Genomic DNA, 26,389 nt, shown 5'->3' with positions numbered 1-26,389 from the left:
AAAACACCATAAAGAGGGTGATTTCATTGAAGACCCGCAATCGCATATTATTCGCTTTTAAAGAATTGGTGGAAGAAAAAGGTTTTTATAACGCTACGGTGGATGAACTGGCCGGGCGATATGGCATCAGCAAGCGAACCATTTACCGTCATTTCAGCAGCAAAGAGGAAATGATTGAGACCGTGCTGCAGGAATTTATCCGGGAGACCGAAAGACAGGTGGATCTGGCACTGGCCAGTTCCGAGGACCCGGCAGAAAAGATCACACATTTCATTAAAGCCCTGTCTGCCAGATTAAGAATGTTTAACCCCCGGCTTTTCAGCGATATACAAAGGTATTACCCGCATCTTTGGGAAGAGGTGGAAAAGCTTCGGGCTAACAAGATCCAACATATTATCAAAATAATCATGGAGGGCAGATGCCAGGGCTATTTTAAAGAGATCAATCCCGTTGTGGCAACAGCGGCTTTGCTGGCAATGGTCCAGGCCATTGTGACTCCCAATTTTGTTCTGGAGCATAATCTTACCGCCGAAGAGGCCTTTACCACAGTCATCAATACCTTTTTATACGGTATTGTTGCCAACCAGCCATAAAAAATCATAGAACACGGATTTTACGGCTTTCCACGGATTCACACGGATTTAATAATCTTTATTAAAAGCCGTGTGAATCCCGCATGATCCGTTCAATCCGTGTTCTATTCCTGCAGCCGGTTGTTTGTTGTTTATCTGTCTATTCCTTAGCACGGTTTTACTAAAGTAGTTTTGCGATATTCTTTGGGCCTTCCAGGCTAAGCTTTGCTTCGCCTTCACCGTATAAATAATGGTAGACTTTGTGGTTCCATAAAACCCGCCGTATGTACTGCCGGGTTTCCAGAAAGGGGATTTGATCAATGGTATGCCGTTCACCGGTCCAATGCTGGGCCTTGAGCCAGTTTTGAACGTTCCCCCGGCCTGCATTGTAAGCGGCAATGGACAGAATGGTATCTCCCTGGTACTCCTTTAAAAGATCCGAAAGATACCAAGTGCCCAGGCTGACATTTTTTTCAGCATTAAAGAGTTGCTCCGGCGGTAAAGGTTCTCCGGTCATTTGACGGGAAATCCAGTCTCCCGTTTCAGGCATGATTTGCATTAACCCCCTGGCCCCCTTGGGTGAAGTGGCCTGGGGATCAAAGTTGCTTTCCGTTTTAATCATGGCCACTACCAGCAGCGGATCCAGTTGATGGGTTCCCGCGTAATGATAAATTATTTCCTGATGTGGAAAGGGATAGAACCAGCGGCCAATCTCTTTGTGGCCAAGCCAGATCAGAAATATAAGAAGAAGCAGCAATAGTCTACGTTTAATACCTTTATGCTTAGGGCGCAGGGCCAAAGGGATCACTCCAACCAAAATTTAACTAGTTTATTATATACCAGAAAATGGTTTATCATGATTTAATTGTTTTTTTGCATTGGCCCAGGCTTCTTTCACCTGAGCATAGGCAATCTCCGGAATACCGCTGTTGTGAATGATCACTTGAGCGTACTTTGCCTTGTCAACCTGAGGCATTTGGCTGGCCACACGCCGGCGGCTCTGTTCAGGAGTCAGCTTGTCCCTTTCTGCAAGGCGTTTCAACTGTATTTCCTCATCCGCCATAACCAGCCAGATTTGATCCACCTTCCGATGCCAACCGGATTCGATCAGCAAGGGAACTTCCAGGACCAGTATACCCCGGGGATTTTTAGAAAAGAAAGCCTCTATTTGCCGGTTTACTTCTTCCTCAATGCGGGGATGGGTAATCTTTTCCAATCTCTCCCGGGCTATCGGGTCTGCAAAAACAATGGAGGCCAGCTTTTGGCGGTCCAGTGTCCCTTCCGCAGTCAAAATACCCGGTCCAAAGGAGTCCACGATCTCCTTTAGAGCCGGGGTATTGGGCATAACCACCTGCCGGGCCACCCGGTCCGCATCAATCACCCGGGCTCCCAGTTCCTTTAAATATTTTGCCACCATACTTTTACCACTGGCAATGCTTCCCGTTAAACCAATAATCAAGATGGACACGTCCCTGCAGCAATTGCTAACGAATTTTAAAAATACCAAGGGCAATCAGGATACAACCGGGCAATAGGGCCAACTGCCTGCCCAGAGAGCTGTAAGAAAAATACTTTCCCATCAACAGGCCGGCATAGGTAAGTACGATATGTCCAATACCCACTATTCCGGCGGTTAAATAGGGGCTGAAACCAAACATGGAGACGGCAAAACCTGCGCCAAAGGCATCCATGGACAGAGCCACTCCCAACAAAATAGCCTCCCGGGAGGAAATAACTCCGGACCGGTCCAGATCTGCCCGGCAGGGTTCCCGTAATATTTGGATAGCCAGCCCTAGGGCCTGAATTCGGATCTGCAGAAGGGTACCATTGGAGTCCCCAGGATGATCTTCAGCCTTGTTTTCCCGGATGGATTGCACCAGTATCCAAATTCCTACCAAAAGCAAAATAATACCGCCCAGCCTGTGGGCAAAGGCCGGCGAAAACAGTTGAGAAACCAAATGGCCGGACAGCATTGAAAAGAGGATGGTGATCACGGACATTCCGCTGATAATCAGCAGAGATGAAAAAGGAATCCGTATTTTTCGAATGCCATAAGCCACGCCCGTGCCCAGAGCATCCATGTTCAGAGCCAGGGCAAAGGCAACCAAAGTAAGAAACTCCATGTCTTTCCCTCCAGTCGACTTTTCTTACCATCCCAGTCTATGAGGGGAAAGAGAGAGGAGTGCTTGGAATCATTTTAGTTTTTGGCAGGAGGGGCAGTAGTAGGAACTTCGTCCGGCAATCTTAATGCGGGAAATGGGCTGACCGCAACGGGGGCAAGGGAACCCCTCGCGATTGTATACTTTTAGATGATGTTGAAAGTCGCCCGAGCGGCCTTCGCTGTCCACATAATCCCGAAAGGTGGTGCCCCGGTGTTCAATGGCTCCGGAAATAATCTCCACAATGGCCCGGTGGAGTCCTGAGACTTCCCGGGTGGATAAATCCAAGGCCAGCCGTTCCGGATGGACCTTGGCCTGGAAGAGCACCTCATCGGCGTAGATATTTCCCAGCCCCGCAATAAAATACTGATCCAGCAGCAGGGGTTTGATCCGGGTTCTCTTGCGCCGCAGTTCTTTTTTTAGAAATTCCCGGGTAAAAGAAGGGTCCAGAGGCTCCAAACCCAGATTTTTTAAACCGGTGATTTCTGAAAGCTGATCGGTGGGAACCAGAAGCATCCGACCGAATTGACGAATATCCGTAAATTTCAGCATGGTATCATTGTTCAGGTGAAACACCACATGAGTGTGTTTTTCCAGGGGTGTCCCGGCTTCGCAGTATACCAGCCGTCCGGTCATACGCAGATGAACTACCAGCGTTACATGATGGCTTAAATGGATTAACAAATACTTACCCCGACGGCCCAATTTTTTTAAGATCTGCTTCCCCACAATTTGTTCCGTGAAGATTTCCGGTTTTGGAGAACGAATAATTTTGGGCATGAAGATATCCACACCGGTAATGGTAAGACCGGCCAAATTTTTTTCCAGAGAACGGACCACGGTTTCGACTTCGGGTAATTCAGGCAAGTTGAACACCTCCAAGAGAAGGTTGATGTTAAAGAGGTCTCTTATCGTACCAGTTGGGTCCTATTTTAATATCCACCACCAGGGGAACATCCATTTGCAAAGCACTTTCCATATATTGCCGAACCAAAGCCGCAAGCTTTTCCACTTCCTGCTCCGGGACATCAAAAATCAATTCATCATGAACCTGCAAAACCATTTTAGCCTTTAAATCCTGTTCCCGCAATTCCTGGTGCACTCTCACCATGGCCATTTTAATAATGTCCGCGGCAGTCCCCTGGATGGGCGTGTTCATGGCGGCGCGCTCCCCAAAACTCCGGATATTGTAGTTGGAGCTAAACAATTCCGGCAGGTAACGGCGGCGGTTTAACAGGGTGGTTACATAACCCTGTTCTTTGGCCTCCTGAATAACCCGGTGGATGTAGTTTTGTATACCGGGACAGCGGGCGAAATAACTGTCAATGTAACTCTTGGCTTCCTTCCGGCTCACTCTCAAGTCCCTGGCTAAGCCGAAATCACTGATGCCATAAACAATGCCGAAATTTACCGCCTTGGCCCGGCCGCGCAACTGTGGCGTAACCTCATCCATGGACACGCCGAAAACTTCGGACGCCGTCCGGGTGTGTATATCCTGGCCCTGCCGGAAGGCGTCCAGGAAACTGGCGTCCTGGGAAACGTGAGCTAAAATTCTTAATTCAATTTGAGAGTAGTCCGCCGTCAGAATTAAATTGCCCCTTTGGCGGGGAACAAAAACCTTCCGAATGCGCCTGCCGGACTCCAAACGGATGGGGATGTTTTGCAAGTTAGGTTCCGCACTGGAGAGTCTGCCGGTGGCCGTTACAGTCTGGTGGAAGGTCGAGTGCAGCCTTTTGGTTTGCGGATCAACCAATGCCGCCAGACCGTCGGCATAGGTGGATTTTAGTTTTGTTAACTGGCGGTACTCCAGCAGAACGGAAACAATCTCATGCTCTTCAGCCAGTTTTTCAAGGACCTCCGCATCCGTTGAATAGCCTGTTTTGGTTTTTTTATAAACAGGCAGTTTTAATTTATCAAATAAAATCTGTCCCAACTGCCGGGTGGAGTTAATGTTGAATTCCTCGCCGGCCAGGTGGTGAATCAGTGTTGCCAGTGCTTCGATGGCTTCCTGCAGTTCGGCAGAAATTTCCTTTAATTGCTGCTGATCCACGGTGATGCCTGCTATTTCCATATTGGCCAGAACGGAAATCAAAGGGAGTTCCACCTCTTCATAAAGGCGGTCCTCTTCCCGGGCCTGGAGCTTTTGGTGCAGAGCCGGGGCCAGGCGAAGGATGGCGTCGGCTGCGGCCGCCCAGGCCATGGTCCCCTCCACGGGCAACACAATGCCCAGGTGTTCCAGGGCAATATCCGTCAGGTCATAATTGGCAGCGGTGGGATTCAGCAGATAAGCCGCCACCATGGTGTCGCCGGCCAAATTTCTAAGGGTTATGCCCTGCCGGTGCAATAACCAGATGGCATTTTTGGCGTTATGAAAATATTTTTTAATCTGGGGGTCTTCACACAGGGATTGCAGCAGTTCCAGCCCCAAAGCATCCATGGCTTCCGATGGCAGCAACAGCACCTCGGAATCGTCAAAGGCCAGGGCCATTCCAGTGACGCCCTGGTTGCGGGAACCTTCAAGAGATAAAGCCACCTGACCGGCTTTGTTAATCTTGGTTAAGATGTCCGGTAGCTCCCGGGGGTCGGTAATGGTTTGGTAGCCTACCCGGTAAGTTTTTACAGGGGGCAGATCGCTTTTGGCTTCTTTGGATTTTTTTGATTTTCTTGAACCCTCAATAATCTGCTTAATGAGAGTTTTAAACTCCAAATCATTGAAAACATCCAAAAGCTTCGGATAGTCCGGACCACGCCAGGAGCATTGGGATAAATCAATTTCCATGGGCACATCTTTTACGATGGTGGCCAGGCTTTTGGAAAGCAGGGCTTGGTCCTCATGGCCCCGGAGCAATTTTTGATGCCTGGGAGACAGGTGATCCAGATTGCGAATAACCTCCTCCACTTGACCATATTCCTTGATCAGAACAGCGGCAGTTTTCTCACCGATGCCCGGAACACCGGGAATATTGTCCGAAGTATCTCCCTGCAGGGCTTTTAAATCAATGATCTGATGGGGATGAATGCCGAACCGGTCCCAGACCTTTCCCTCATCAAACAGTTCGATTTCAGTAATTCCCTTGCGTGTCAGCATAACTTTGGTTTTCGGTGACACCAGTTGCAAGGCGTCCCGGTCACCGGTCAAAATCCGTATATTGAGACCCATGGATTCTCCCTGGGTGGTAATGGTGCCGATTAAATCGTCGGCCTCATAACCTTCCAACTCAAAATAAGGAATACGCATGGCCTTCAGAATATCCTTGACCAGCAAAAATTGGGGTCTAAGCTCATCGGGCGTAGCTTTACGGGTTCCTTTGTAATCAGCATACTGTTCATTACGAAAGGTTTTCTTTCCTTTATCAAAGGCCACGGTAACCAGACCCGGCTGCTCTTCATTTAGTACTTTCATCAGCATGGTGGTAAACCCGTAAGCGGCATTGGTAAAAACGCCTTTGCTGTTGCTTAACAGGGGGAGGGCATGAAAAGCCCGGTGTATCAAACTATTTCCGTCTATAACCAAGAGGATATCCAGGGACAAAATTAGCACCTACCTTATTCAACATGTTTAGTATTTTCACCGGCCTATGGCAAAATACCTTCATGCAACAGTAATTTTCAAGTATGGAATATTTCGGCAGGAGTTTGCGGGTCTATCGCGAAGTTTTATTTTTGTAGGGTAATCATGAATGAGGTGATGTGTTGTTTAGAAGGTTTGTGTTGATTCTGACGTTTGTTTCTTTGTTTTGGTCCGCGCCGGCTTACGCAGAGGATGGGGGCCTTACCGAGGCATCTACCCTTGGAGAGGTGTTTGGTTATATTAAAAATTACCATTTAATGGAACATGATGCGGATGCCTTACTGCAGGCAAGCATTAAAGGGATGCTGGATGTGGTGGACGACCCCTATACGGTCTATTTTACACCCGGTGAACTGGAACAGTTTAGTGATGAATTAAACGGAGATTTCGAGGGAATCGGCATAGAACTGGAAATTAAAGATCAATTACCCCGTGTGGTTAAGGTTTTCAGCGGGACGCCCGCCCAGAAAGCGGGGCTGCAAAGCGGGGACGTCATTGTAGCCATTGAAGGCCAAGAGGCAAAGGGCCTATCCATATATGAGGTCGTTGGAGCTCTGCAGGGCAAAAAAGGCACCCAGGTCCATATCACGGTAGAAAGAGAAGGGCAGCCGGATTTTCAATTGGCCTTAACCCGGGATACGGTGGACCTGCCAACGGCCCAGGGAAAATTATTGGATCATAACATTGGCTATCTGGCCATTGAGAGCTTTGGCATGGAGACCGGCCAGGAAATTCAAGCCTCCTTATTGGAACTGAAAGAGCAGGGCATGCAGTCCCTCATCATTGACTTAAGAAACAATGGCGGGGGTTATGTGGACGCCGCCCTGGAAGCCGCTTCTTATTTATTGGGTAAGGGAAAAACCGTGTTTATAACGGAATACAGGGAAGGGGACCAGGAAGTTTTTGCCACCGAACTGGATAACCTGATTGAAAAACTGCCCATGGTGGTCCTGATCAATGAAAATTCAGCCAGTGCTTCAGAAATTCTTGCTGGAGCGCTGCAAGACTACGGCATGGCCACGCTGATGGGAACCCAAACCTACGGCAAGGGAACGGTGCAGGATGTTGTTCCTCTGGAAAACGGGGGAGCCTTAAAATTAACCACCGCCTATTATTTAACTCCCAAAGAACGTCGGATTGACGGCCAGGGTTTGCATCCGGAACGGGTTGTAAGCTCCCCGGAATTACAACTATATGCCGCCAAGCAATTATTGGCGCCTACATCAACCACAGAAATAAAATTTGCGGCCGGAGCTCCCAGGGTAACCATTAACCAGGAAGAATATCTGCTCCCTGGGGCCATGTTTGAGGAGAAAGGTCAATTTTACATTCCCCTGCGGTTTACCCTGGAAGCACTGGGTTTTGAGGTGAAATGGCAGACAGAAAGCAACAGCATCCAGGTTTCCGGTCAGGGCAAAACATGGCTGCTTCCTTTAAACAATACAATCGCTTCTTCACCATTGATAAGGGGAGAGGTCACCTACTTACCGGTTAAGGAACTAACCCTTTGGGGCGCTCAGGTCCAGGTTGAGGAGAATACAATTCTGATCAAAAGGTAGAAAGACCGGAGCTTAGGCTCCGGTCATATTTTATGCTTTGCGGGTATAAGATTTAAATGAGACGGCAATGGCTTCCTGCGTCAATTCTGGCCCGGGAAGCCAAATTTACTTTTACTATAAGTGGAGCGGCAGGAAGGGAGGAATCCGTTGATGTTGGATTTTTTGGAACCCTTTTTACACCGGGTAACGGTGATCATCTCTATGCTCGGTTACTGGGGGGTTGGTCTTGGCATGGCCATTGAAAGCGCCAATATTCCGTTGCCCAGCGAGGTGATCCTGCCCTTCGGAGGCTATTTGGTACATACCGGACGCTTGGACTTCTGGGGCACGGTTATGGCGGGAACAGTGGGTGGTACGGCCGGTTCTGTCGCTTCCTATTTCTTGGGATTAAGAGGTGGAAGACCGTTCCTTTTACGATATGGCCGTTATATTGGTATGAATGAGCGGAAGCTGCGTCTGGCTGAGGATTGGTTTGTCCGGTACGGGGAAGCAACGGTATTTTTTACCCGGTTAATGCCCATTGTTCGCACTTTTATTTCACTGCCGGCGGGCATTGCCCGAATGAATTTTGGACGATTTGTACTCTATACCTTTTTAGGTTCCCTACCCTGGAGTATTTTACTAGTCTATGCCGGCTTTGCTCTGGGACAAAACTGGCAGGCGATAAAGCCCTGGTTTCACAGAATGGATATAGTGGTAGTCTTTCTTTTAGTTGCTCTACTAGCTTATTATGTCTGGGGCCGGATACGGTCCCGGAGAAGAATATAAATGGGGGAATGCTGTACGGAAGATTATTTTTTTGTAGGGATGTCACAGTCCCCATGACTGCCTTTTAGTTTTTTGGTAATGATAGGCCAGAAAAGAATTGTAAGTAAGATAAGAAGGATGGTCACTTTGGTGGCCATGCCCTCCGCTTGACTAAAACTGTGACCCAGCAGGGTGTAAATGATAATTTCGGGCAGCTTTCCTACGGCGGTGGCAATAAAAAATCCTCGAAAAGTCATCTTGCTTAACCCTGCCACATAGCTGATGACACTGGAGGGAATCACCGGAATTAAACGGGCCATAAACACCATCCAAGGTCCTTCATGACGGCTCATTTTATCCACTTTGGCCATATAGGCTTCTTTAAGGTAACGGTAGACCAGCCCTCTGCCAAAGCCCCTGGCTAAATAAAAAGCAATGCTGGCCCCGATAATAGAGCCAGATAGAGTAATTAATATGCCGTAGCCAAGCCCAAAAATAAAGCCGTTTGCTCCCGCCAGCAGAAAAAGAGGAAGGGGGGTAAAAAGGGTCTGCAGAATCATCAACAGAATGCTGATAATCACGGTTTTAGGGCCAAAGGAACGGAGGTATTCCGCCAGATTTTCCGGATCGGTAAAACTCCAGGTTTGAGCATAGGTTGCAAATTTAATATCAAAGAGATAAAAAAGCAGGAATCCGATAACAATCAAGGCGGCAACATATAAAATTGTTCGTTTTTTAACCATTTTAAGAACTCCCGGACATTGAAATGTGGCACCAGAACTAATATATCAAAACCCGATGGCTTTGAAAAGAAGAGAAGTTGTAAATTTATGGTTTTCAAATAAAGTAAAGGTAGAATGCAATAAAAACAAATAAGTTATTTAACTTTTGAGCAATGGTTGCAACTGGAAATTAATTCATGGTAATATTTTATGAAATATCACTTTAAAATGACCATAAAGTATTTTCCTTTGCATTAGATTGAATGAACTATAATATAAAGGTGATTTAATAATGCTTCTACCGGAGAATGATACCATAGATATAAAGGATATTATAGAAAAATTTAATATTATTACCTATTTTCAACCCATCGTATCGGTGGGTAAAAGAACGGTGATTGGAATTGAGGCTTTAACCCGGGGAATTCAAGATCATCGGATCATTCCACCGGATATATTATTTCAGCGGGCCAAGGAACAAAATTTAATCAATCAGTTTGATCGAATATGCCGTAAAAAGGCTTTACAAACCCACTCCAACCTCTATTGCAATCCCTGGGAGTCAGATCTTCTTTTATTCTTAAATGTTGAGTTTTCTAAAATTGAAGACGTAGTGGGTTCGGGTTATTTGCTTCAACAAGTTATGGAGTTGGGTTTAAATCCCGGAAGCGTGGTTATAGAAATTATTGAATCCAAGGTAACGGATGCCGGTTCCTTACAAAAATTTATTGAAACCTACAGGGAACATGGTTTTTTAATTGCCTTGGATGATATTGGTTCCGGCCGTTCTAATTTAGACCGTGTTTTTCTGACCAAGCCGGATATTTTAAAAATTGATAAGGGATTAATTCGTGATATTGATAAAGATTTTTATAAACAAGAGGTTTTAAAATCACTGGTAAACCTGTCCAAAAAAATTGGCGCCTTAGTGGTGGCCGAAGGAGTGGAAACAGAAGAAGAGGCCATTGCCTCTCTGGATATCGGTGTGGATATGCTGCAGGGCTATTATTTCTCCAGACCGGAGCCGGAAAATTATAATCCCTATGTGCTACAGAATAAAATTGACTATATTGCTTCAGAGTATAAATCCTACCTGTCAGATAAAATTAAAAACGAGAAAATTCGCAGGGAGAAAAGCGAGAAGTTCATTCTTATGATTAAAGATGAACTATCGGGTATACCCATGCTTGGATTTGATGATGCATTAAAAGAAATTGTAAGCAACCATTCCATGATGGAATGCATTTACATTTTGGACAGGCATGGTCTTCAGGTTAGTGAAACGGTATTTAATAAAAATGAAGGACCGAAACAAAATCGTTTAATTTTCAGACCCACCAGCAAAGGAGCCAACCATTCCCTGAAAGAATTTTATTATATGCTGATTAATCTGGGAATTCCCCATTATAAAACAGACCCTTACATTTCCCAGGCCTCCGGGAACTTAACCGTAACCCTGTCGACCTGGTTTAAGGATGTACATAACAAAAGCTTTATCCTATGCATTGATTTTAAAATCCCCTGATTCGGTCAGGGGATTCATTATGTTCCTTTGTCATTGTTAGTTATTCCAAATAAAGAAAGAGGAATGGCAGCAGGCTAATCAATGGTACCGGGACCCATGGTTAAGAGTTCCGACACAGTGACCAGTTGGTAGCCCTGTTTTTTCAGTCCCTCCAGAACGCCGGGCAGGGCATCGGGCGTTTGGATACAGGTGTCACTGGCATGCATGAGGATAATGGCACCCGATTGAACCTTTTTTAGAACCCGGCTGGTAATGGCTTCTACCCCGGGTTTTTTCCAATCCAGAGAATCGGCGCTCCACTGGATTACCCGGTAATTCAGTTCTTCCGCCGTGGTGAGGACCAGGTCATTCCAATCCCCATTGGGCGTCCGTATCAACCGGGGTTCCACACCGGTTACTTCCTTGATTTTTTGATGTGCGGTTGAAATATTCTTTTTTATCTCTTCCTTGGAATACTCACTTAAATTTACATGTTCCTCACCGTGGCTGGCCACCTCGTGTCCTTCAGCAACAATCCGTTTGGGAAACTCCGGATGTTTTACCGCCCAGGGACCGGAGATAAAAAAGGTGGCCTTAATATTATTCTTCTTTAAAATATCCAATACCGGTCCGGGGACCTCCGTACCCCAACTAATATCGAACGTTAAAGCCGCCACCTTTTTGTCGGTTTTTACTTTATAGATGGCGTATTTTTTGGCTGTAGTAGCCATGTCCTGTTGCTGGTACACCAGAACGGTAAAGAAAATAACACAGGCCAGCATTAAGCCGATGAGGAAAATTTGTTTTTTAATTTTCCGGTAATTAATAATATAAAATTTCATGGGCTCACCTCCGAATTTCATTAATTATTATTTTTCTTGATTGGAGATTATGTTTAATTCATCAAAAATAATCCATAGATTCAAATTGTTTCCTGTTATTGATTTTGTACTAGGAGAGAAAATATTTTCGGAGGGAGGCACAAAATGAAATATAAACGGTTTATCCTATTTTTTTTATTTTGCTTAACCCTTAGCTACGCCTGTCCCGCAGCCGGGGAACCGGAGAAAGGCGTACCAAAGGTCAAGGCTTCGGCTGTTTGCCTGATGGATGTAACAACGGGACAAATTTATTTTGAAAAAGAAGGCAATAAAAGAAGAGAGCCGGCCAGTTTAACCAAAATCATGACCGCGATCCTGGCCATTGAAAACGGCAACCTTAAGGATATCGTAACAGTGGGAAAACGGGCTGCCTCTGTTTCCATGGGGCAGGATATCGGGCTGCGCACGGGAGACCGCTTATACCTGGAAGATTTACTAAAGGCGGCATTACTGTATTCCGCCAATGATTCCACGGTGGCCATTGGAGAGCATATTGGCGGCAGCCATGAAGTGTTTATTAAGATGATGAACGATAAAGCCAAGGCGCTGGGCATGAAAAATACCAGCTTTGCCAATACCAATGGCTATCATCACCCGAATCACTATACAACGGCCAATGATTTAGCCATCCTAACCTGCTATGCTTTAAAGAATCCAACCTTTGCAGAATTGGTGAGGACCAAAGAAGTAACCATCACCTGGCTGCCTCCTGAAGACAACGGCACAACCGATGAAAAACCTGAAGAGAAGGTTGTCCGGGAAAAAATTCTTCACAGCACCAACCGTTTATTGGAGTCCGATTTTGAAGGCATTAATGGAGTAAAAACCGGTACAACCCCCCGGGCGGGGAACTGCCTGATCGCTTCAGCGACCCGGGAGGGCCGGCAACTGGTGGCCGTTATTCTAAACAGCCAGAATCGCTGGGATGATGCAACCGGATTGCTGGATTATGGTTTTAACGACATTAAGCCGGTAGCGCTGGTGGAAAAGAGTGAATATGTGGATAAAGTGCCGGTGGAGGAAGGAGTAGAGAAAGAAGTTCGTCTGGTGGCTGCCAACAAGGTGGAAGTTTATTTACCGCCAGGGGAACTGGAGCTGGTGCAAAAGAAAATTCATAAGACGGTCGCGCCAAAGGCTCCCATTACCAAGGGAACAAAATTAGGAACGGTTACGTATCTGCTTAAAGATAAAGAAATTGCTTCTGTTGATTTAGTTGCCAATCAGGATATTGAACGTCTCCCGTGGTACCGGCGCATTTTTGAGTAAAGCAGATTAATAAAAATATATAGTAAAAGCCGAAGGCATTGAATGAAAACGCCTTCGGCTTTTATTCTTCCTGTTTTTCTTCGCCGGGCAGGATTTTTTCCAGACCCACTTCTTCCAGAATTTCATCGATTAAATTCTGACTGATGGTGCTCACCCCTTTCCAATGGTCTTTATAAGAAAATACCATAAATTAAGAATCTTTGCGTTAAGCAACCTTTAATTTAACATTAAATTCTACTTAAAAATGAAAGTGCGTCCCTGATAAGGGAATGATCAAAACTAAAAAAATTAAATAAATTTCAAAAAGGGATTGTAAATAAATGTATTTGGTGTTAAAAATATATTATCAAATTGTTAATTTTTCTTAATATAATCTAAGTGAGCTATGAATTTGGCACTAGATAGCAATCTTTTAACAAAGGAGGATATCCATGGCAGATTCATTTTACCGGCTAGCAGACGGAAGAACCATTAGCCTTCCCAAGGTAGGTTTATCCGTCGATATAATGCGTTTATTGCTGGAGAATTATGGTTTTACACCGGAAATTCTAGCGGACTTAAGAGGAAGTATTCATGGATTTGTAAACTCTGTAGAAGGCGTTTTAAAAGAAAGGGAATCTTCTGGAGAGAAAATCCCTGTTTAAAGCAAAAAGTTTTAATTAAGAGGCTCTTTAGAATACACAGGCCTCTGATTTTCTTTGACGGATTATCCCTGCAAAGCCCTGTCACCCCTTGACTTTTCTTACCACATCCTTCATAATGAATAATGCGCATGGGCGGGTAGTTCAGTGGGAGAACGTCTGCTTGACACGCAGAAGGTCGGAAGTTCAATTCTTCTCTCGCCCACCAGTAAAATCAAGCCCTCCGAGGATTTACTTAATCCTTCGGAGGGTTTTTTGGTGCCCATTTGATGCCGGACCCACTTCGATGGTTTCCATAACGTCATCTAGTTTTTTACGGCGTGCCTTTTTAGCCTTTCAGTTACAGTTACATGGGTATAGACATCAGCGGTGGTGCTCATCTTGGTGTGCCCGAGTAGTTCTTGGATAACCTTCAATCAATATGTCTCCTTAATAAAGATTAATAATCTACATTGGCGGTGCACATCTGCTACAAGGTGTATAGCCTGATGATTTAGCGTTAGAAAGGCTTATTGGTATCTGACTGGTCCTCAGATATTGACATCCGGCAGAGTGATATTTTGAGCCTGTATCTGTGATATATACGGTAACCTCTTGTTTATTAACAACCGATTCTGGCGTAGTGGTTTTAACGGTCGGAGTAGGAGCTGGTGTTGGTGCCGGTTGAGTAACCCTTTTAGTGGCTGAATCGTTGTTTGCGGGTTGTTCGGGGGATGGGTTCGATGCTAACCCCCAAAGCCCCTTATTTCCTTCCTTTGCCTCACGAATATATACTGAAAAAGAATCGGAATATTTGACATCCGGCGAAGCCGTTAATTCTTGAGCATAGCCCTCCAGGGCCAGCTTGGCATTGAACATCTTCTCCCGGATTTCTTTATCGTTAATCTCGTTTGGTTGACTTGTCCAAACATAAGCTAAAAGTTGTCCATCAGCATTCCGTTCCTGAACGTCTTTTTCAAGCCAAACCTGCTTACCATCAAGTTGAGAGCGGGTAAATTGTTCTGCTTCCGGTCGATACGGTTGCACCGGTTTATTCGGATGGTGGGTTTCTGGAGTGTCGATACCAATTAACCGGACTGTTTCTTCTTTACCGTCTATGTTAACGTGAATTGTGTCACCATCTACTACCCTAGTTACTGCCCCTGCCAGCAATGAAATTGGTGATTTTACTTTCTGGCCTACGGGCGTTGTGTCTTGTTGATTAGTTCCAGTAATACTGGCCAGTTGTACTTGGCTAGAGCTATCCTTTTGCTGTTTTGATGTAACTACTGATGTTATACTGTTACCATCGTTAGCAAAACCAAACCACCCTAGGCTTAGACAGAGGCCTGCTGCAACAATTACACCAGGCACCTTGCTAACGGTGCCTAATTTTTTATTCTTATTCCATTCATAAACTCCCCAGGCTGCCAAGGCTAAACCGATTACCCCTAAAATATTGTCAATGGCCCATGAAAGCGAAGATATAAGAATTCCTAGAGCTACTAAAATACCTAGAATTCTCACTTGTAAGATCCGCCTTTCGTATTAATTTACTTCTAATTTTTCAACAACTTCAAATCCTTGTGTTTTCTTAAACTTCATATTGTAAATAAAGTTAGACATTGCGTCTGAACAGTCAATGGAGTCAAAATTTAGACTATCTATTGTATTCCTTGGGATCAATACGGAAAGAATTATCTTCTCTTCTATATGGCCTGTGCTTTTGTTTAGTGTTTCACCGAGGGCATTTATAATGACCTTCTCTAAAGGAAGAATAGCAAAAATCTCTCTTGCTACCCGGAGTACGCAACCACAAACATAGTCTTGATAAAGCTCATAGTATAGGCTTTTTGGCATTTTCTTAGTGGATAATTTACCAACCTGTGTTAAAGATTTAACTTCTTGCGGAATTACTGTGTCAGAATGAACACTAAGGTCAATCTCCATCAATTGCTGGTTTCTTATTTTAAAACTAAGGGAACTTCCTAGCTCACTTATATCACTAAAAGGGGCAAGCTTCTTAAGGACGTACAAATATGCTTCTGAATTGCCAGTTAGTATTTTTTCGGCAACATTTACGGTGTCTTCCCATTCCTTATATTCTTCTTTATGCTGTTTTAGTTGTTCCTCATGCTCTTTTTGGTCAGCTTTTTTTGCAATTTCGATATTGTTTTCCAGTTTTTTAACTTGAGCTTCCGAGCGATTAAAGATTTTATCAAGTAACCCAGGTTTGTAACTAGCTAATTTAGACTTAGCCAGTTGTTCATGCTTATCTGTTTTTTCAGGCATATGTGGTGGACTGGATGATTTTATGCTTTTCCAATCCCATACTTTACTGCATTCTTTATGCACGGACTTAATTAGGTCAATCCTATTTTCATACTCATCGACTTCAAATCTTGCTTGCTCTAAATCAGCAAGCTTAGCCATTTCCTTGCGTTGCTTGGCAAGCTCTCTTTGCCTTTTTTCGGCTGCCCTTATGGCCCGCCGGTTAGCCTTTTCAATTTTTCTTAAGGTACTCATAAAGCTCATATTCCCCACACTCCCCCATATTAAACCCTACGGATAAACTCCCTCACCTAACCTGCTGCCCCGTATCCCATGCTTTTCTGCGAAGATACCCAATCCTATGTTCCATAAACCATGGCTCAACGTCAAAATATTCGGCCAATTGACCGACCGAACTTGTACCAACTACCTTAATTCGATCAAAATCGACATTCCCTAATAAAACACCTGTTGCCCAGTCTAGAGCTCTTCTCTCGTCCTGGGCAACGGTGTTTTTTATCATGCTGTAATTTTCAGTTTGGTAAAAGTTTTCCGAATGGTATCGGATATGACCGGGTCTGGGTGAATGAATAATATGCCCGATCTCTTCAGTAAGCACACACTTAGTTGTCTAGAATTCTTTAGTAATGATCTGTCTAAGGAGATTGTTTTTATTTCAGCACCAGCCATTCCTAATAATCCGGAATGATATTTGTTCAGATTTTTAAAGACTACCTTAATACCAAGGGCTTGGGCCATAGAATATAGTTTGTCTATACTAATCATGATCATCAGCCCCATTATTTTTCTTAATTCTGTAATTTCACCCCCTCTCTATCAGGGATGAGTCAGATCACCTTGAGGAGCCCTTTTCCACTGTATGAAGAATATTATACCATACACTCTCTACAGTGCGGGAGACGAAAGAGGGATTAAGAGGACCGAGATAATTTCTAACGCAGGATCAGTACAACGAATTGACAGCCATGCTGGCTATAAAAGAATACATTACACAGGAAGAACAATTTGACTCTGCAGATAAAATCCCGGTTAGTAAAGATGACAACGGCACGTTTAATGGAATAATAGATAAGAGTAAAATAGAAGAGGAAATAAAATCGAAAATTACCGAACGACTATTTAAAGATTTGTTTTAAATAACCTAACGTCCCTTTCTCTTTTTGTATACTTGAAACCATTAGGAATAACGTGGAGCCACTTTCGACCGGGTGGGTTTTCCCATTCCATCTCAAACCGAAACCCCTGGAGATATCCAGGGGTCTTCGTTTCTTACTTCTCTACACCATACCCGCCATAGCCGCTGCCTCCGAGAAGCAGCAGGATAAGAATTAAAAAGATGATGAAAACACAGCTATCATATCCGCCACCACATCCATAACTCATTGCACAGGCTCCTTTCCTATGTGATACTCCATAATATGGAAGTGCGGCAGAAATGTTACAAGAAAAAAATAAACCCTTAGCCAGTGCTAAGGGTTGCTTTTAGGGGACAGTTGTACAGATCAGCTACGGTTTCCAATATTATATGATTATTTAGCCTTAAATGTTACAACCAACTTTAAACTCAACTAATGTCATTATGAGACAGGTTACACTATATTGTCTTTCAACAACCCTACTGCCTGATCTGCTGCTTCCATCACAGTTTCCGGCAGGGAGGGGTGGGCGTGGATGGTTTCCGCCAAATCTTCCGCTGTGGCTCCTAGTCTTATGGCCAAAGCTGCCTCGGCAATAAGGCTGGTGGCCTGTGGGCCTAGGATATGGATACCCAGAATTTTGCCCTTTTCCGCATCGGCAATGATCTTAACCAAGCCCTTGTTCTCGCCCATGGCCAAAGCTTTGCCGCTGCCGGTAAATTGGGATCTGCCCACTACCACTTGAATTCCCTGACTTTTTGCCTGAGCTTCCGTGATTCCCACCGAGGCTAACTCCGGTGAAGTGTAAATACAACTGGGCACCACCGCATAGTCCATCTTTTTATGGCCGCCCATGGCATTTACGGCGGCGACGACTCCTTCCGCAGAGGCCACATGGGCCAATAAGATACCGCCTGCGGCATCACCAATGGCAAAAATGTTTGGCACATTGGTTGCCATACCGCTATCCACAACAATTTTTCCTTTTTCCAGTTCAACGCCTATTTCTTCTAAACCCAGGTTTTCCATATTGGGTCTGCGGCCCACCGCCACCAGGACCTTATCAACTTTAAACTCCTGCGGTCCTTTGGGCGTATCAACCTTAACCACCAGCCCGTCCTCCAAAGGGGTAATCCCCGACACTTTAGCACCGGTGAGGATGGATATTTTTTCCCGTGCCATCAGTTGCCTTAACCCGCTGCTGACTTCCTCGTCCGCAAAGGGCAGAATTTGCTCCATGGCCTCCACAAGCGTAACTTTGGACCCCAGCTTATGATAAATGCTGGCAAATTCTACTCCAATGGCGCCTCCGCCGATGATTAAGAGGCTGTTGGGAATATCGGTTAACATCAAAGCGTGGTTGCTATCAAGAATCTTTTCTCCATCCGGTATCAAACCCGGTATAAAAGCGGGGCGGGACCCGGTAGCAATGATAATTTTGGCGGTTTTAAGAATCTTCTGTTCCGCAGGGGTAGAAACGGTCACCTCATTGACGGCGGTTATTTTCCCTTCGCCCTGGAAAACCGATACTTTACTGCTTTTCATAAGAAATTCAACGCCGGTATTCAGGCGCTTAATAACGGCCTGCTTGCGGCTAAGAAGTTTTGCTAAAGAGACCTCCGGGCTTCCTGTTTCCACACCATACTCTTTGGCCTTTTTTACGGTTTCCAGTACTTCCGTGGACTTTAGCAATGTTTTTGTGGGAATACAACCCTGATGAAGGCAGGTTCCTCCCAAGGATCTTTTTTCAACCAAAGCAACCTTGCCACCCAGGGCGGCGGCTTTGGCGGCGGCGGTATATCCGCCGGGGCCGCCGCCGATCACAACCACATCAAAAGCTTCGTTAGTCATTTAGCCAATCATTCCTCCTTTGGATCTGTTAATTGGCAGTTTGCTTAGGCTGGTATTCATACACTGTACCGTTAATTTCAAAGGAATAATCAATTTTTGCCACTTTATTCATCATATTTGCTGCGGAACAATAGACCTGCTCTGCCAGTTGCAGGGCCTTATTAACCTTATCGGCTGAAACATCCTTTCCTGTAAAGCGGTAGACTACCTGAATACCCCCAAAAACTTTAGGGTGATCCTGTACTCGGCTGCCGGTAACTTCTATCTTTAAATCGTCAAAAGTTACCCGCATTTTATTAAGAATATGGGTTACTTCAATCCCGGTGCAGCCGCCAAGAGACATCAGCATTAATTCCATCGGTCTTACCCCTTGACCTTGACCGCCATAAATTTCTGCCGCATCCATTGGAATCTGAATTCCGCTATCATCGGTACCTACAAACTTCATGTTTCCTTCCCAGGTGATATTTACTTTAGACATATCAATTCTCTCCTTGTGAGCAATTTTTTTAAAGTTAAGCTTCTTGGGTTTTCAAAGATGCTGCTGAACTGGCCTTTTCCGTTGGCGATGTTACAGAGATGGTCAAGATAAAGATCGCCGCAACCACCAGGAAGCAGGCCAGACCCAACAGACCTTTGGTATATAACCAGTTAAAGGCGGTCGCTATGGAGATGAGAGACAGAGCCCCAAGGGTAACGGCTGCTATGGCTACATTCTTACGAGTGGCCGTAAGTTCACCGCCCACCCTAAATTTGCCGGACTGTTCCATAAGGGTAACGGCCAGCATGGTAAGCATGTTTAAAGACATACCAAAGAATACAGGATGGACGTTTAAATAAAATTGAACAGGGTCCCAATTGCCCAGGGCATACCAGGCCAGGCCTGAGACGAAACCCATGGCCAAAGAGGCGGTGGCGGCCCGTTTGGTAGCCAAAGGCCAGAAAAGTGCGGCTACCACCGGGGCAAAAGTTGCGCCGTTACGCAAGGTCCAGGCAAATACATTCCACCAGGCAGCCTGTTCGCTGCGCAGAAAGCCTAGAATAATCATGAGCACGGTAAGAATAACCAAAGACCATTTGGTATACTTCACTTTTTGATTGTCCGTAAGGGCCGGATTAATGGCTCCGGTCACATCACGGCCTAGACTGGTGGAACCGGAGAACTGGCAGGAAGCTCCCCAGCCCAGGGCGCAGGCCCAGATACCTAGGAAAAACAATCCAACAAAGGGTGCCGGTAAAACCATGGCCATATATTGAGGAACCGCAACCATGCCGCGGGTACCGTCGGGGATCACGGCTGCCGCCGCCAATCCGAAAAGAACACCAAAGATGACAAAAAAGATGTTGCCGCCAAAGGCCATCAGCATTCCTTTACGACCTTCCTCGGGAGTCCGGCAGGAGAGGGCCATTTGAAAAGCTGCCTGAGCCAGCAGTACGTTAATCAAAAAAGTTGCAAACCAGGAAATAATTACCTGAAGCCCTACGCCGGTTGCATCAAACATGGCCGGTTTAACTTCAGCCAGGTGCCTTAATCCTTCCATGCCGGGGTTAATGAAAAAGGCGATTACACCAATAATAAACATGACAAAGAACATAATGGTGTTGGCCGTCTGAGTCATAACCACCGACCACATGCCGCCGGCCTGCAGGTAGATCAAAAGCAGGATCGCTACAAAAGCAACCGAGGTGGTAATGGGAATGCTTGTGAAAGCACTGACTGCCGAAGCGAAGGATAAGGCAGTGGCAACCGACCACATCGGGAAGGTAAAGGCCGTAATGGTTCCGGCTACCCCCATGGCCATACGACCGAAGGAATCCCCGATCAAACCGCTTACCGTAACCATCATACGCTTACGGAAAGTACCAATCAACAATACCGCAATAATCAGAACGTGCAGCATCTCGGCTACACCATACCAACCGGCAGAAACCCCTTTAAGATAAGATAATTCCAAAATGGAAATAAAAGATGAGCCTGAAAACAATCCGGTTATACAAACAAATACCATCCAAGGCTTAAAGTTACGGCCACCAACCCAATAGCTTTCACCACTGGTTGCTTTTTTCCTTACAATGTTTCCCAGGATGATTAGGATTGCTGTATAAGCCACTGCTAATCCAATGATCCAAGCGCCGTAAGCACTCATACATTTTTCCCCTTTCAATTTTTATGTTTTCAAAAATTTGTAAGCTCTATTCCTTTTCCCACCACCGCCTATGCCTCAGGTTCAGCGCGCTTGTTCTCGTTATTACTATTGCAAGGCTTGTGCCAAAGCAGTGGCCTTATCAAGGCAAAACAGCGAGGGCTTGCGCCAAGCCGATGACGCAAGCCCTCGCTGTTTTTATCCAATGCTTCTCAGAATTTTGCATTTTCTGATCGTGCTAAAAAGCATGGTGTTGTAATGCACCATGCTTTTTTCTTTGTCGTACAAAAGACATATACAGAGGCTGTTTATTCTATTTGTCACAAGGTTGGTGCATTCATCTACCACCTTGGTTGAGTTTTGCACCACCGGTTATTCCTCGTAGGATATACCCAGGCTTCTTGCTTTACGTAATAAGGTGGAATGAGCGATCCCCAGCGCATCTCCCGCACGCCGTAAGCTGCCGTATTCTTTAAAGGCTTTTATGATTAGCTTGCTTTCAAGCTGTTCTCTGGCCTCCTTTAAAGGAATAATTTTATCAATGGATATTTGCAGGGGGCTGGTGCATTGTTCGCTAAAAAAGGTCGGGGGCAGTTGGTCCGGGCAAATGGCGTCCTGGTCGGACATGATGACCAAACGTTCTACCAAATTGGCCAGTTCTCTAATATTACCGGGCCAAGAATATTGCTCAAAAAGTTTACAAATTTCGGAAGAAAAATGCCGGTGATAATGATATTTATGATTGAATTTTTCTAAAAAATGCATCGCCAGAGGCAAAATATCACTTTTACGTTCCCGCAGCGGCGGGATGTGTATGGGCACAACATTAAGGCGGTAAAATAAATCTTCTCTGAATTTCTTTTCCGTAATCATTTGCTCTAAATCCTTATTGGTGGCGGCAAGAATTCGCACATCTAATTTAACCGGGGTTCTTCCACCAATGCGGTAAATTTCCTGCTCCTGAAGAGCCCGCAGCAGCTTAACCTGAAGATTTAAAGGTAAATCCCCGATCTCGTCCAGCAGAAGGGTACCCCCGTTGGCCAGTTCCATCATACCCGGTTTTCCTTCTTTGTTGGCTCCGGTAAAGGCCCCTTTTTCATAACCAAACAATTCCGATTCCAGAAGGTGTTCAGGAATGGCTCCGCAGTTTATTTCAATGAAAGGGCCCTCTGCTCTGGGGCTGTTACGATGAATGGTTCTGGCAATCACTTCTTTTCCCACTCCGGACTCCCCTGTAATCAGCACTGTTGAATTGACCTCGGCTACCCGTAAGGCCTTTTGAACAACACTTTCCATGGCCGCATCCTGGAAGATTAAATCTTTTTGATCCTTGGATCTCAAAGATTTTAGCTCCTCTGAATACCGGGCGGATTGTAATTTTAACTGATTTAACTCTGTATAGTCACGCAGGCCGATCACCACATAAATGGGATGGTTTTGTTCGTCCAGAATGGGCGACCCGGTAATGGCCAGTTCAATGAGATTTTTCCCTTGATATTGGGCAAAAACGACTTTTCCTTGCCGCATAACCCCCTGGTAAACCTGAAGCACTTGCCGACGGCATTCCAGAGGAATCTTCCGCAGGAGCTTGCCAGCCGGGTCGTAGGAAGAATTCTGCAGTCTAAAATAGCTGCTGTTGGCCATTTGAACGACTCCTTGGCTATCCACCACAATGATCCCATCATAGGAAGCCTCAATAATACTTCGCAGTTTCTTGTTATCTTCAAAGGCCTCAGCCAATTTATCCTCGGTATTCTCCAATGCCTTATGTACTTTATTGATTAAATCAATTCTGGTTAAGACCCCGGTCAGTTTTCGTTTTTTATTAAAAATTAAAAGCCGGTCAATGGGCTTATGACAGATTTCACTGAAACAGGTATCTTCATCAATAATCTGCAAATGGCTATCCATAATCTCATCAACACGGGTTTCAAAAGTTGCCCCGGCCTCCAGGGCGTCCAAAAGCTGGAAAACCGTTAATATTCCCACTACGTTGTTATCATCATCCACAATGGGAGAACAGTTTACCTTGGTTTGTTTATAAACCTCGCAGGCATCCCGCAGTGTCTTACTGCGATGCAGCGTCCGGGGATCTTCTAACATAACTTGCTTAACTTTCATCAATGCTCCTCCAAAAACAAAAGACATTGTTAGCATTCCTAATTATAATTACCAGTTTACCATAAGGTAAAACAACCATTAAAGGAATGATAACCATGTCTTTATTTTAAAGTGTGGCCAGAGGATTAGTTCGCTTCCTTTACAAAAGCGAGATATTCTTCTTCTGTCATTAAATCATCCAGTTCACCAGGATGGTCTAATTTTAGTTTGGCAATCCAGGCATCCCCTTCGGGGTTTCCGTTTAAAAGCTCGGGTGCATCCCCTAAGGCTTCATTTACCTCCAACACTTCGCCACTTACCGGGGCATAGATATCGGAAGTGGATTTCACCGACTCCACCAATGCCATCGGTTCGCCGGCAGTGGTTTGCTCACCCACTGAGGGGAGCTCCAGGTAGACAATGTCTCCCAATTGTTCCGCGGCATATTTCGTAATGCCCATGCGGCCCTTATCGCCTGCCACTTCTATCCATTGATGTTCTTTACTGAACTTTTTCATTTGGCAAACCCTCCATGATGTATTTTCTCACAAGTTTTTACTGCAATTATCATGCCGGCAAAAACAGGGCTTTTTCTTAAAGGGGGTTTGTTGAACAGAGTTGAGATAAGGAGCCATTTATTGGAATGGGTCCCGGTGACTGATTAGCGATAATAAAGCGAACTAATGGTTCGTGTATCTCCGGTTTTTCTAAGGAAGGTCCAAATAAAAAGCGCTACTCCAAAGGTAATCAATATATCACCGATACTAAACACCTGGTTGAAAAAAAACCAATCCGGTAATTTAAAAATATCGCAGAGATAATAGAATTTTGTGTCCGGTCCGGTGGGGATAGCGTTGAGAAAGGGCAATTTTTTGTGAACGGTTTGAATCTCTTGGCTGGTGGCAAGGAGAGAAATATATTCGCCCTTGATCGGCATATACCAGGAGTTAAAAGCCATAGCCAGAAAATTACCGAGGAGACCCAGAGAGGCCAGAAGCATTCCCCTGAGGCGTAGATTGGAGACCAGAAAGAGGGCCAGGAAGAACAGTGAAATAAAATACAGTCTGGAGGCCAGGGTATCGGATAGGTGCATTAGATGACGAAGATCGGTATAGGTTATGATCTTAATCAAAATTACAACAACTGCAAGCCACACCCAACGAATTTCCATGTTTTTAAAATTTTCAATTTTTCCTCCGGATAATAAGGCCATGATGACAGTCAACAATAGGATCAATCCAAAGATCATCGGCTTCCTCCAACTTAAAATGAGTATTCTAGTTGATTTATTATACTAAAATTTTACTTGCTGAAGATAGAATAATCTTTAGAAAGTATAGGAATAAGGTAAAAAATAAGAACTTCCCCTTAGAAAAGTTCTTATTTATATGCTTTATTTTTCTTCCTTACCCCCGTAAGGTAGAGGAATGTACTGGACCGACGGCCTTCTCTGGGCCGGTTGGGGGTATTGATCCATAATGGCGAAAACCTCTGCAGGAAGTTCCCGGGAAACCGGCAGGCCCAGTTTGGACAGGAATTCAAAGTTAATGGGATAATCATGAGTCCAGCGGCCGCTGCTGAAGATTTCGCTGATTTCCAAAGCCTTTTCTTCGCCCAGATTGTCGGTAAGCAGGTAGGTAATAAAGTCTTTAACCTGGGCAATGGCTTTGGAAGACATATCCGCCAAAATCAGGGTATTGTCATCCACCTTTGCAGTTCCCTTTAACCGAACCGTTTCCAGGATGGAGGCGGCCGGATACTGACCGATTTGTGGATCAACGGGTCCTAAGACAGCGTTGGAATCCATCACGATTTCGTCGGCGGAAAGAGCGATCATGGTGCCGCCGGACATGGCATAATGGGGGACAAAAGCCGTCACTTTTGCCGGATGGTTTTCCAGAGCACGGGCAATTTGCTCGGAAGCCAGTACTAAACCGCCGGGGGTATGCAGGATAATGTCAATGGGCATATCCGGAGGGGTAAGACGGATGGCCCGCAGGACCTGTTCCGAGTCTTCAATGTTAATGAATTTGCTCAAAGGAATGCCCAGGATGCTGAGAGACTCTTGGCGGTGAATAAGAGTGATCAGGCGGGAGCCCCGTTTTCGTTCAAACTGCCGGGTAAGTTGGTATCTTTTTTGGTTTAGTTTAGCCTGCTGAATCATGGGGCCCAGCATGGCAAAGATGAAGAAAAGCCAGATAATGCTGCTGAAGGAAAAATCCATGGCATTGCCTCCTCGTCATGAATTACTATATAGAGAAAATTTTTCTCTATATAAATGTCGTTCCCTGTCAACAACGCCAAAAGTAAGATAATGGTTATTTTTTTGTAGTATTTCCGGAAGTCCAAAGCGTACGCCCGATGTTTTCTAATAAATTTGTACCAACGGTACAAAAATAGCTAACATCAGCCGCCTTTTCCGAAAATCTTCAAAAAAACAATAACTATAACCGCAACAACCAGAAAGGAACCAATGGTTTCCAAAGAAAGGCCCTCCTTTAAAAGCTTTTTAAATATTCTATTTGTATAAGCAAGGAATGTCCAATAAAATGTTATTATAAATGGAGTTTAGAACAGTTGCTGGCACTGCTAGTTTACTTAGAACCTTATACTTTTAACCCGGAAATTCAAGAATATTGCTCCTTATAGGCGAACAGGTTAAAAACGGTGATCCCTTATTGACCGAAGCGGCGGCAGGACATTATAATGCAGGTAATAGCTTGTCTGGGGAGGGTTCTGTTTGGACATTAAATTTTGGATTGGTATGGGATTTTTACTGGTGGCTGCCTTGATTTACGTTTGTAAAGTTGCCTAAAACCCTCCGGTTGAGTGCCGGAGGGTTTTCTTATTCCACCTTGTTCAAACCGACAATCTCTTTTAAATCATTTACTACCGGTGTAATTTGTTCGGACAAACTTTCTAATTTAACCAGTAAGCTTTGAATTTTTTCTATTTTAACTTCTGCTTTTTGGATTACGGCTTTGGCATCAAAACGAAAGGGAAATCTTCCCCGTGCAATTCTTCCTCGTGCAATTTTAATCTGTTTTTCCAACCGGAGGATTTCCTCATGACATTGTTGTTTTAATTCTTCAAGCTCAGTATACATAAAATACAGCACACTCCTTTTTTCCATAGTATTGTACGGAGTGCTGATTGGTGTTGGTTTTACCCAATAAAAATGGTGTTTGCTTATCTGAAAGTTTGCAAAAATGAATATCTTTAAGGGCCCCGGTTAATATACTGTTTTTAAAAAGGCTGGAAGCCA

24 protein-coding genes and 1 tRNA gene are annotated in these 26,389 nt (G+C 44.9%); 8 read left to right on the top strand and 17 right to left on the bottom strand.

The annotated features are described in order from the left end of the window. Positions 1-26: 26 nt before the first annotated feature. Positions 27-593 (top strand): TetR/AcrR family transcriptional regulator, encoded by a 567-nt coding sequence (locus tag DESRU_RS12705; protein WP_013842491.1) that lies wholly within the window; start codon positions 27-29, stop codon positions 591-593. A 160-nt stretch (positions 594-753) separates the two neighbouring features. Here DESRU_RS12705 and DESRU_RS12700 read toward each other — a convergent pair whose 3' ends face one another. The 5 genes from DESRU_RS12700 to polA all read right to left on the bottom strand — a co-directional run bounded on the left by DESRU_RS12700 (position 754) and on the right by polA (position 6,263). Continuing rightward, positions 754-1,371 (bottom strand): lytic transglycosylase domain-containing protein, encoded by a 618-nt coding sequence (locus tag DESRU_RS12700; protein ID WP_013842490.1) that lies wholly within the window; start codon positions 1,369-1,371, stop codon positions 754-756. A 33-nt stretch (positions 1,372-1,404) separates the two neighbouring features. Next, entirely contained in the window at positions 1,405-2,031 is a 627-nt protein-coding gene (coaE, locus tag DESRU_RS12695; RefSeq protein ID WP_013842489.1) for a dephospho-CoA kinase, read from the bottom strand. Positions 2,032-2,056: 25 nt separating this feature from the next. After that, complete coding sequence (gene ytaF, locus DESRU_RS12690) at positions 2,057-2,695, bottom strand: sporulation membrane protein YtaF (RefSeq protein WP_013842488.1); 639 nt, start codon at positions 2,693-2,695, stop codon at positions 2,057-2,059. A gap of 69 nt (positions 2,696-2,764) precedes the next feature. Next, complete coding sequence (gene mutM, locus DESRU_RS12685) at positions 2,765-3,598, bottom strand: bifunctional DNA-formamidopyrimidine glycosylase/DNA-(apurinic or apyrimidinic site) lyase (RefSeq protein WP_013842487.1); 834 nt, start codon at positions 3,596-3,598, stop codon at positions 2,765-2,767. Positions 3,599-3,626: 28 nt separating this feature from the next. Beyond that, a complete protein-coding gene (gene polA, locus DESRU_RS12680; protein WP_013842486.1) occupies positions 3,627-6,263 on the bottom strand; it encodes a DNA polymerase I in 2,637 nt (878 codons plus the stop codon). Between the two features lie 176 nt (positions 6,264-6,439). Between polA and DESRU_RS12675 the strand changes: the two genes are divergently transcribed. Next, on the top strand, positions 6,440-7,861 hold the full coding sequence (locus tag DESRU_RS12675; protein ID WP_238446439.1) for a S41 family peptidase: 1,422 nt from the start codon (positions 6,440-6,442) through the stop codon (positions 7,859-7,861). Positions 7,862-8,011: 150 nt separating this feature from the next. Next, the gene (locus DESRU_RS12670) at positions 8,012-8,629 is read left to right on the top strand and encodes a DedA family protein (RefSeq protein ID WP_013842484.1); all 618 of its coding nucleotides are present in this window, start codon (positions 8,012-8,014) and stop codon (positions 8,627-8,629) included. Between the two features lie 23 nt (positions 8,630-8,652). On the opposite strand, the gene DESRU_RS12665 is transcribed toward DESRU_RS12670, so the two are convergent. Continuing rightward, positions 8,653-9,351, bottom strand: a complete 699-nt coding sequence (locus DESRU_RS12665) for a TVP38/TMEM64 family protein (RefSeq protein ID WP_013842483.1) — start codon at positions 9,349-9,351, stop codon at positions 8,653-8,655. Between the two features lie 271 nt (positions 9,352-9,622). Between DESRU_RS12665 and DESRU_RS12660 the strand changes: the two genes are divergently transcribed. Beyond that, positions 9,623-10,855, top strand: a complete 1,233-nt coding sequence (locus tag DESRU_RS12660) for an EAL domain-containing protein (protein WP_013842482.1) — start codon at positions 9,623-9,625, stop codon at positions 10,853-10,855. Between the two features lie 74 nt (positions 10,856-10,929). On the opposite strand, the gene pdaB is transcribed toward DESRU_RS12660, so the two are convergent. Further along, the gene (pdaB, locus tag DESRU_RS12655; protein WP_013842481.1) at positions 10,930-11,676 is read right to left on the bottom strand and encodes a polysaccharide deacetylase family sporulation protein PdaB; all 747 of its coding nucleotides are present in this window, start codon (positions 11,674-11,676) and stop codon (positions 10,930-10,932) included. Positions 11,677-11,820: 144 nt separating this feature from the next. On the opposite strand from pdaB, the gene DESRU_RS12650 reads away from it, so the two are divergent. The 3 genes from DESRU_RS12650 to DESRU_RS12640 all read left to right on the top strand — a co-directional run bounded on the left by DESRU_RS12650 (position 11,821) and on the right by DESRU_RS12640 (position 13,830). Then, positions 11,821-12,981 (top strand): D-alanyl-D-alanine carboxypeptidase family protein, encoded by a 1,161-nt coding sequence (locus DESRU_RS12650; RefSeq protein ID WP_013842480.1) that lies wholly within the window; start codon positions 11,821-11,823, stop codon positions 12,979-12,981. Between the two features lie 431 nt (positions 12,982-13,412). Then, on the top strand, positions 13,413-13,625 hold the full coding sequence (locus DESRU_RS12645) for a hypothetical protein (protein ID WP_013842479.1): 213 nt from the start codon (positions 13,413-13,415) through the stop codon (positions 13,623-13,625). A 130-nt stretch (positions 13,626-13,755) separates the two neighbouring features. After that, positions 13,756-13,830 (top strand) — tRNA-Val (locus DESRU_RS12640). A 239-nt stretch (positions 13,831-14,069) separates the two neighbouring features. On the opposite strand, the gene DESRU_RS19910 is transcribed toward DESRU_RS12640, so the two are convergent. Beyond that, complete coding sequence (locus tag DESRU_RS19910; protein ID WP_013842478.1) at positions 14,070-15,128, bottom strand: thermonuclease family protein; 1,059 nt, start codon at positions 15,126-15,128, stop codon at positions 14,070-14,072. A gap of 21 nt (positions 15,129-15,149) precedes the next feature. Then, entirely contained in the window at positions 15,150-16,136 is a 987-nt protein-coding gene (locus tag DESRU_RS12630; protein ID WP_013842477.1) for an AAA family ATPase, read from the bottom strand. 713 nt (positions 16,137-16,849) lie between these two features. On the opposite strand from DESRU_RS12630, the gene DESRU_RS12615 reads away from it, so the two are divergent. Continuing rightward, complete coding sequence (locus DESRU_RS12615) at positions 16,850-17,029, top strand: hypothetical protein (RefSeq protein ID WP_013842476.1); 180 nt, start codon at positions 16,850-16,852, stop codon at positions 17,027-17,029. Positions 17,030-17,482: 453 nt separating this feature from the next. Here DESRU_RS12615 and lpdA read toward each other — a convergent pair whose 3' ends face one another. The 8 genes from lpdA to DESRU_RS12575 all read right to left on the bottom strand — a co-directional run bounded on the left by lpdA (position 17,483) and on the right by DESRU_RS12575 (position 26,176). Continuing rightward, complete coding sequence (gene lpdA / locus DESRU_RS12610) at positions 17,483-18,880, bottom strand: dihydrolipoyl dehydrogenase (protein WP_013842474.1); 1,398 nt, start codon at positions 18,878-18,880, stop codon at positions 17,483-17,485. A 28-nt stretch (positions 18,881-18,908) separates the two neighbouring features. Beyond that, positions 18,909-19,361 carry an OsmC family protein gene (locus DESRU_RS12605; protein WP_013842473.1) on the bottom strand — a complete coding sequence of 151 codons (453 nt, stop codon included), beginning with the start codon at positions 19,359-19,361 and terminating at the stop codon, positions 18,909-18,911. 34 nt (positions 19,362-19,395) lie between these two features. Next, the gene (locus tag DESRU_RS12600; protein WP_013842472.1) at positions 19,396-21,027 is read right to left on the bottom strand and encodes a sodium:solute symporter family protein; all 1,632 of its coding nucleotides are present in this window, start codon (positions 21,025-21,027) and stop codon (positions 19,396-19,398) included. Positions 21,028-21,396: 369 nt separating this feature from the next. Beyond that, entirely contained in the window at positions 21,397-23,145 is a 1,749-nt protein-coding gene (locus DESRU_RS12595) for a sigma-54-dependent Fis family transcriptional regulator (RefSeq protein ID WP_013842471.1), read from the bottom strand. 125 nt (positions 23,146-23,270) lie between these two features. After that, positions 23,271-23,642: a glycine cleavage system protein GcvH gene (gcvH, locus tag DESRU_RS12590; protein WP_013842470.1), complete on the bottom strand. Its 372-nt coding sequence runs from the start codon at positions 23,640-23,642 to the stop codon at positions 23,271-23,273. 143 nt (positions 23,643-23,785) lie between these two features. Next, the gene (locus tag DESRU_RS12585) at positions 23,786-24,373 is read right to left on the bottom strand and encodes a DUF5317 domain-containing protein (protein ID WP_013842469.1); all 588 of its coding nucleotides are present in this window, start codon (positions 24,371-24,373) and stop codon (positions 23,786-23,788) included. 144 nt (positions 24,374-24,517) lie between these two features. Then, on the bottom strand, positions 24,518-25,348 hold the full coding sequence (locus tag DESRU_RS12580) for an SDH family Clp fold serine proteinase (protein ID WP_013842468.1): 831 nt from the start codon (positions 25,346-25,348) through the stop codon (positions 24,518-24,520). 621 nt (positions 25,349-25,969) lie between these two features. Continuing rightward, positions 25,970-26,176, bottom strand: a complete 207-nt coding sequence (locus DESRU_RS12575; RefSeq protein WP_238446294.1) for a hypothetical protein — start codon at positions 26,174-26,176, stop codon at positions 25,970-25,972. Between the last annotated feature and the right edge of the window lie 213 nt (positions 26,177-26,389).

The organism is Desulforamulus ruminis DSM 2154 (assembly GCF_000215085.1).
Taxonomy (GTDB): domain Bacteria; phylum Bacillota; class Desulfotomaculia; order Desulfotomaculales; family Desulfotomaculaceae; genus Desulfotomaculum; species Desulfotomaculum ruminis.
This window is presented reverse-complemented; position numbering and strand designations above follow the sequence as displayed.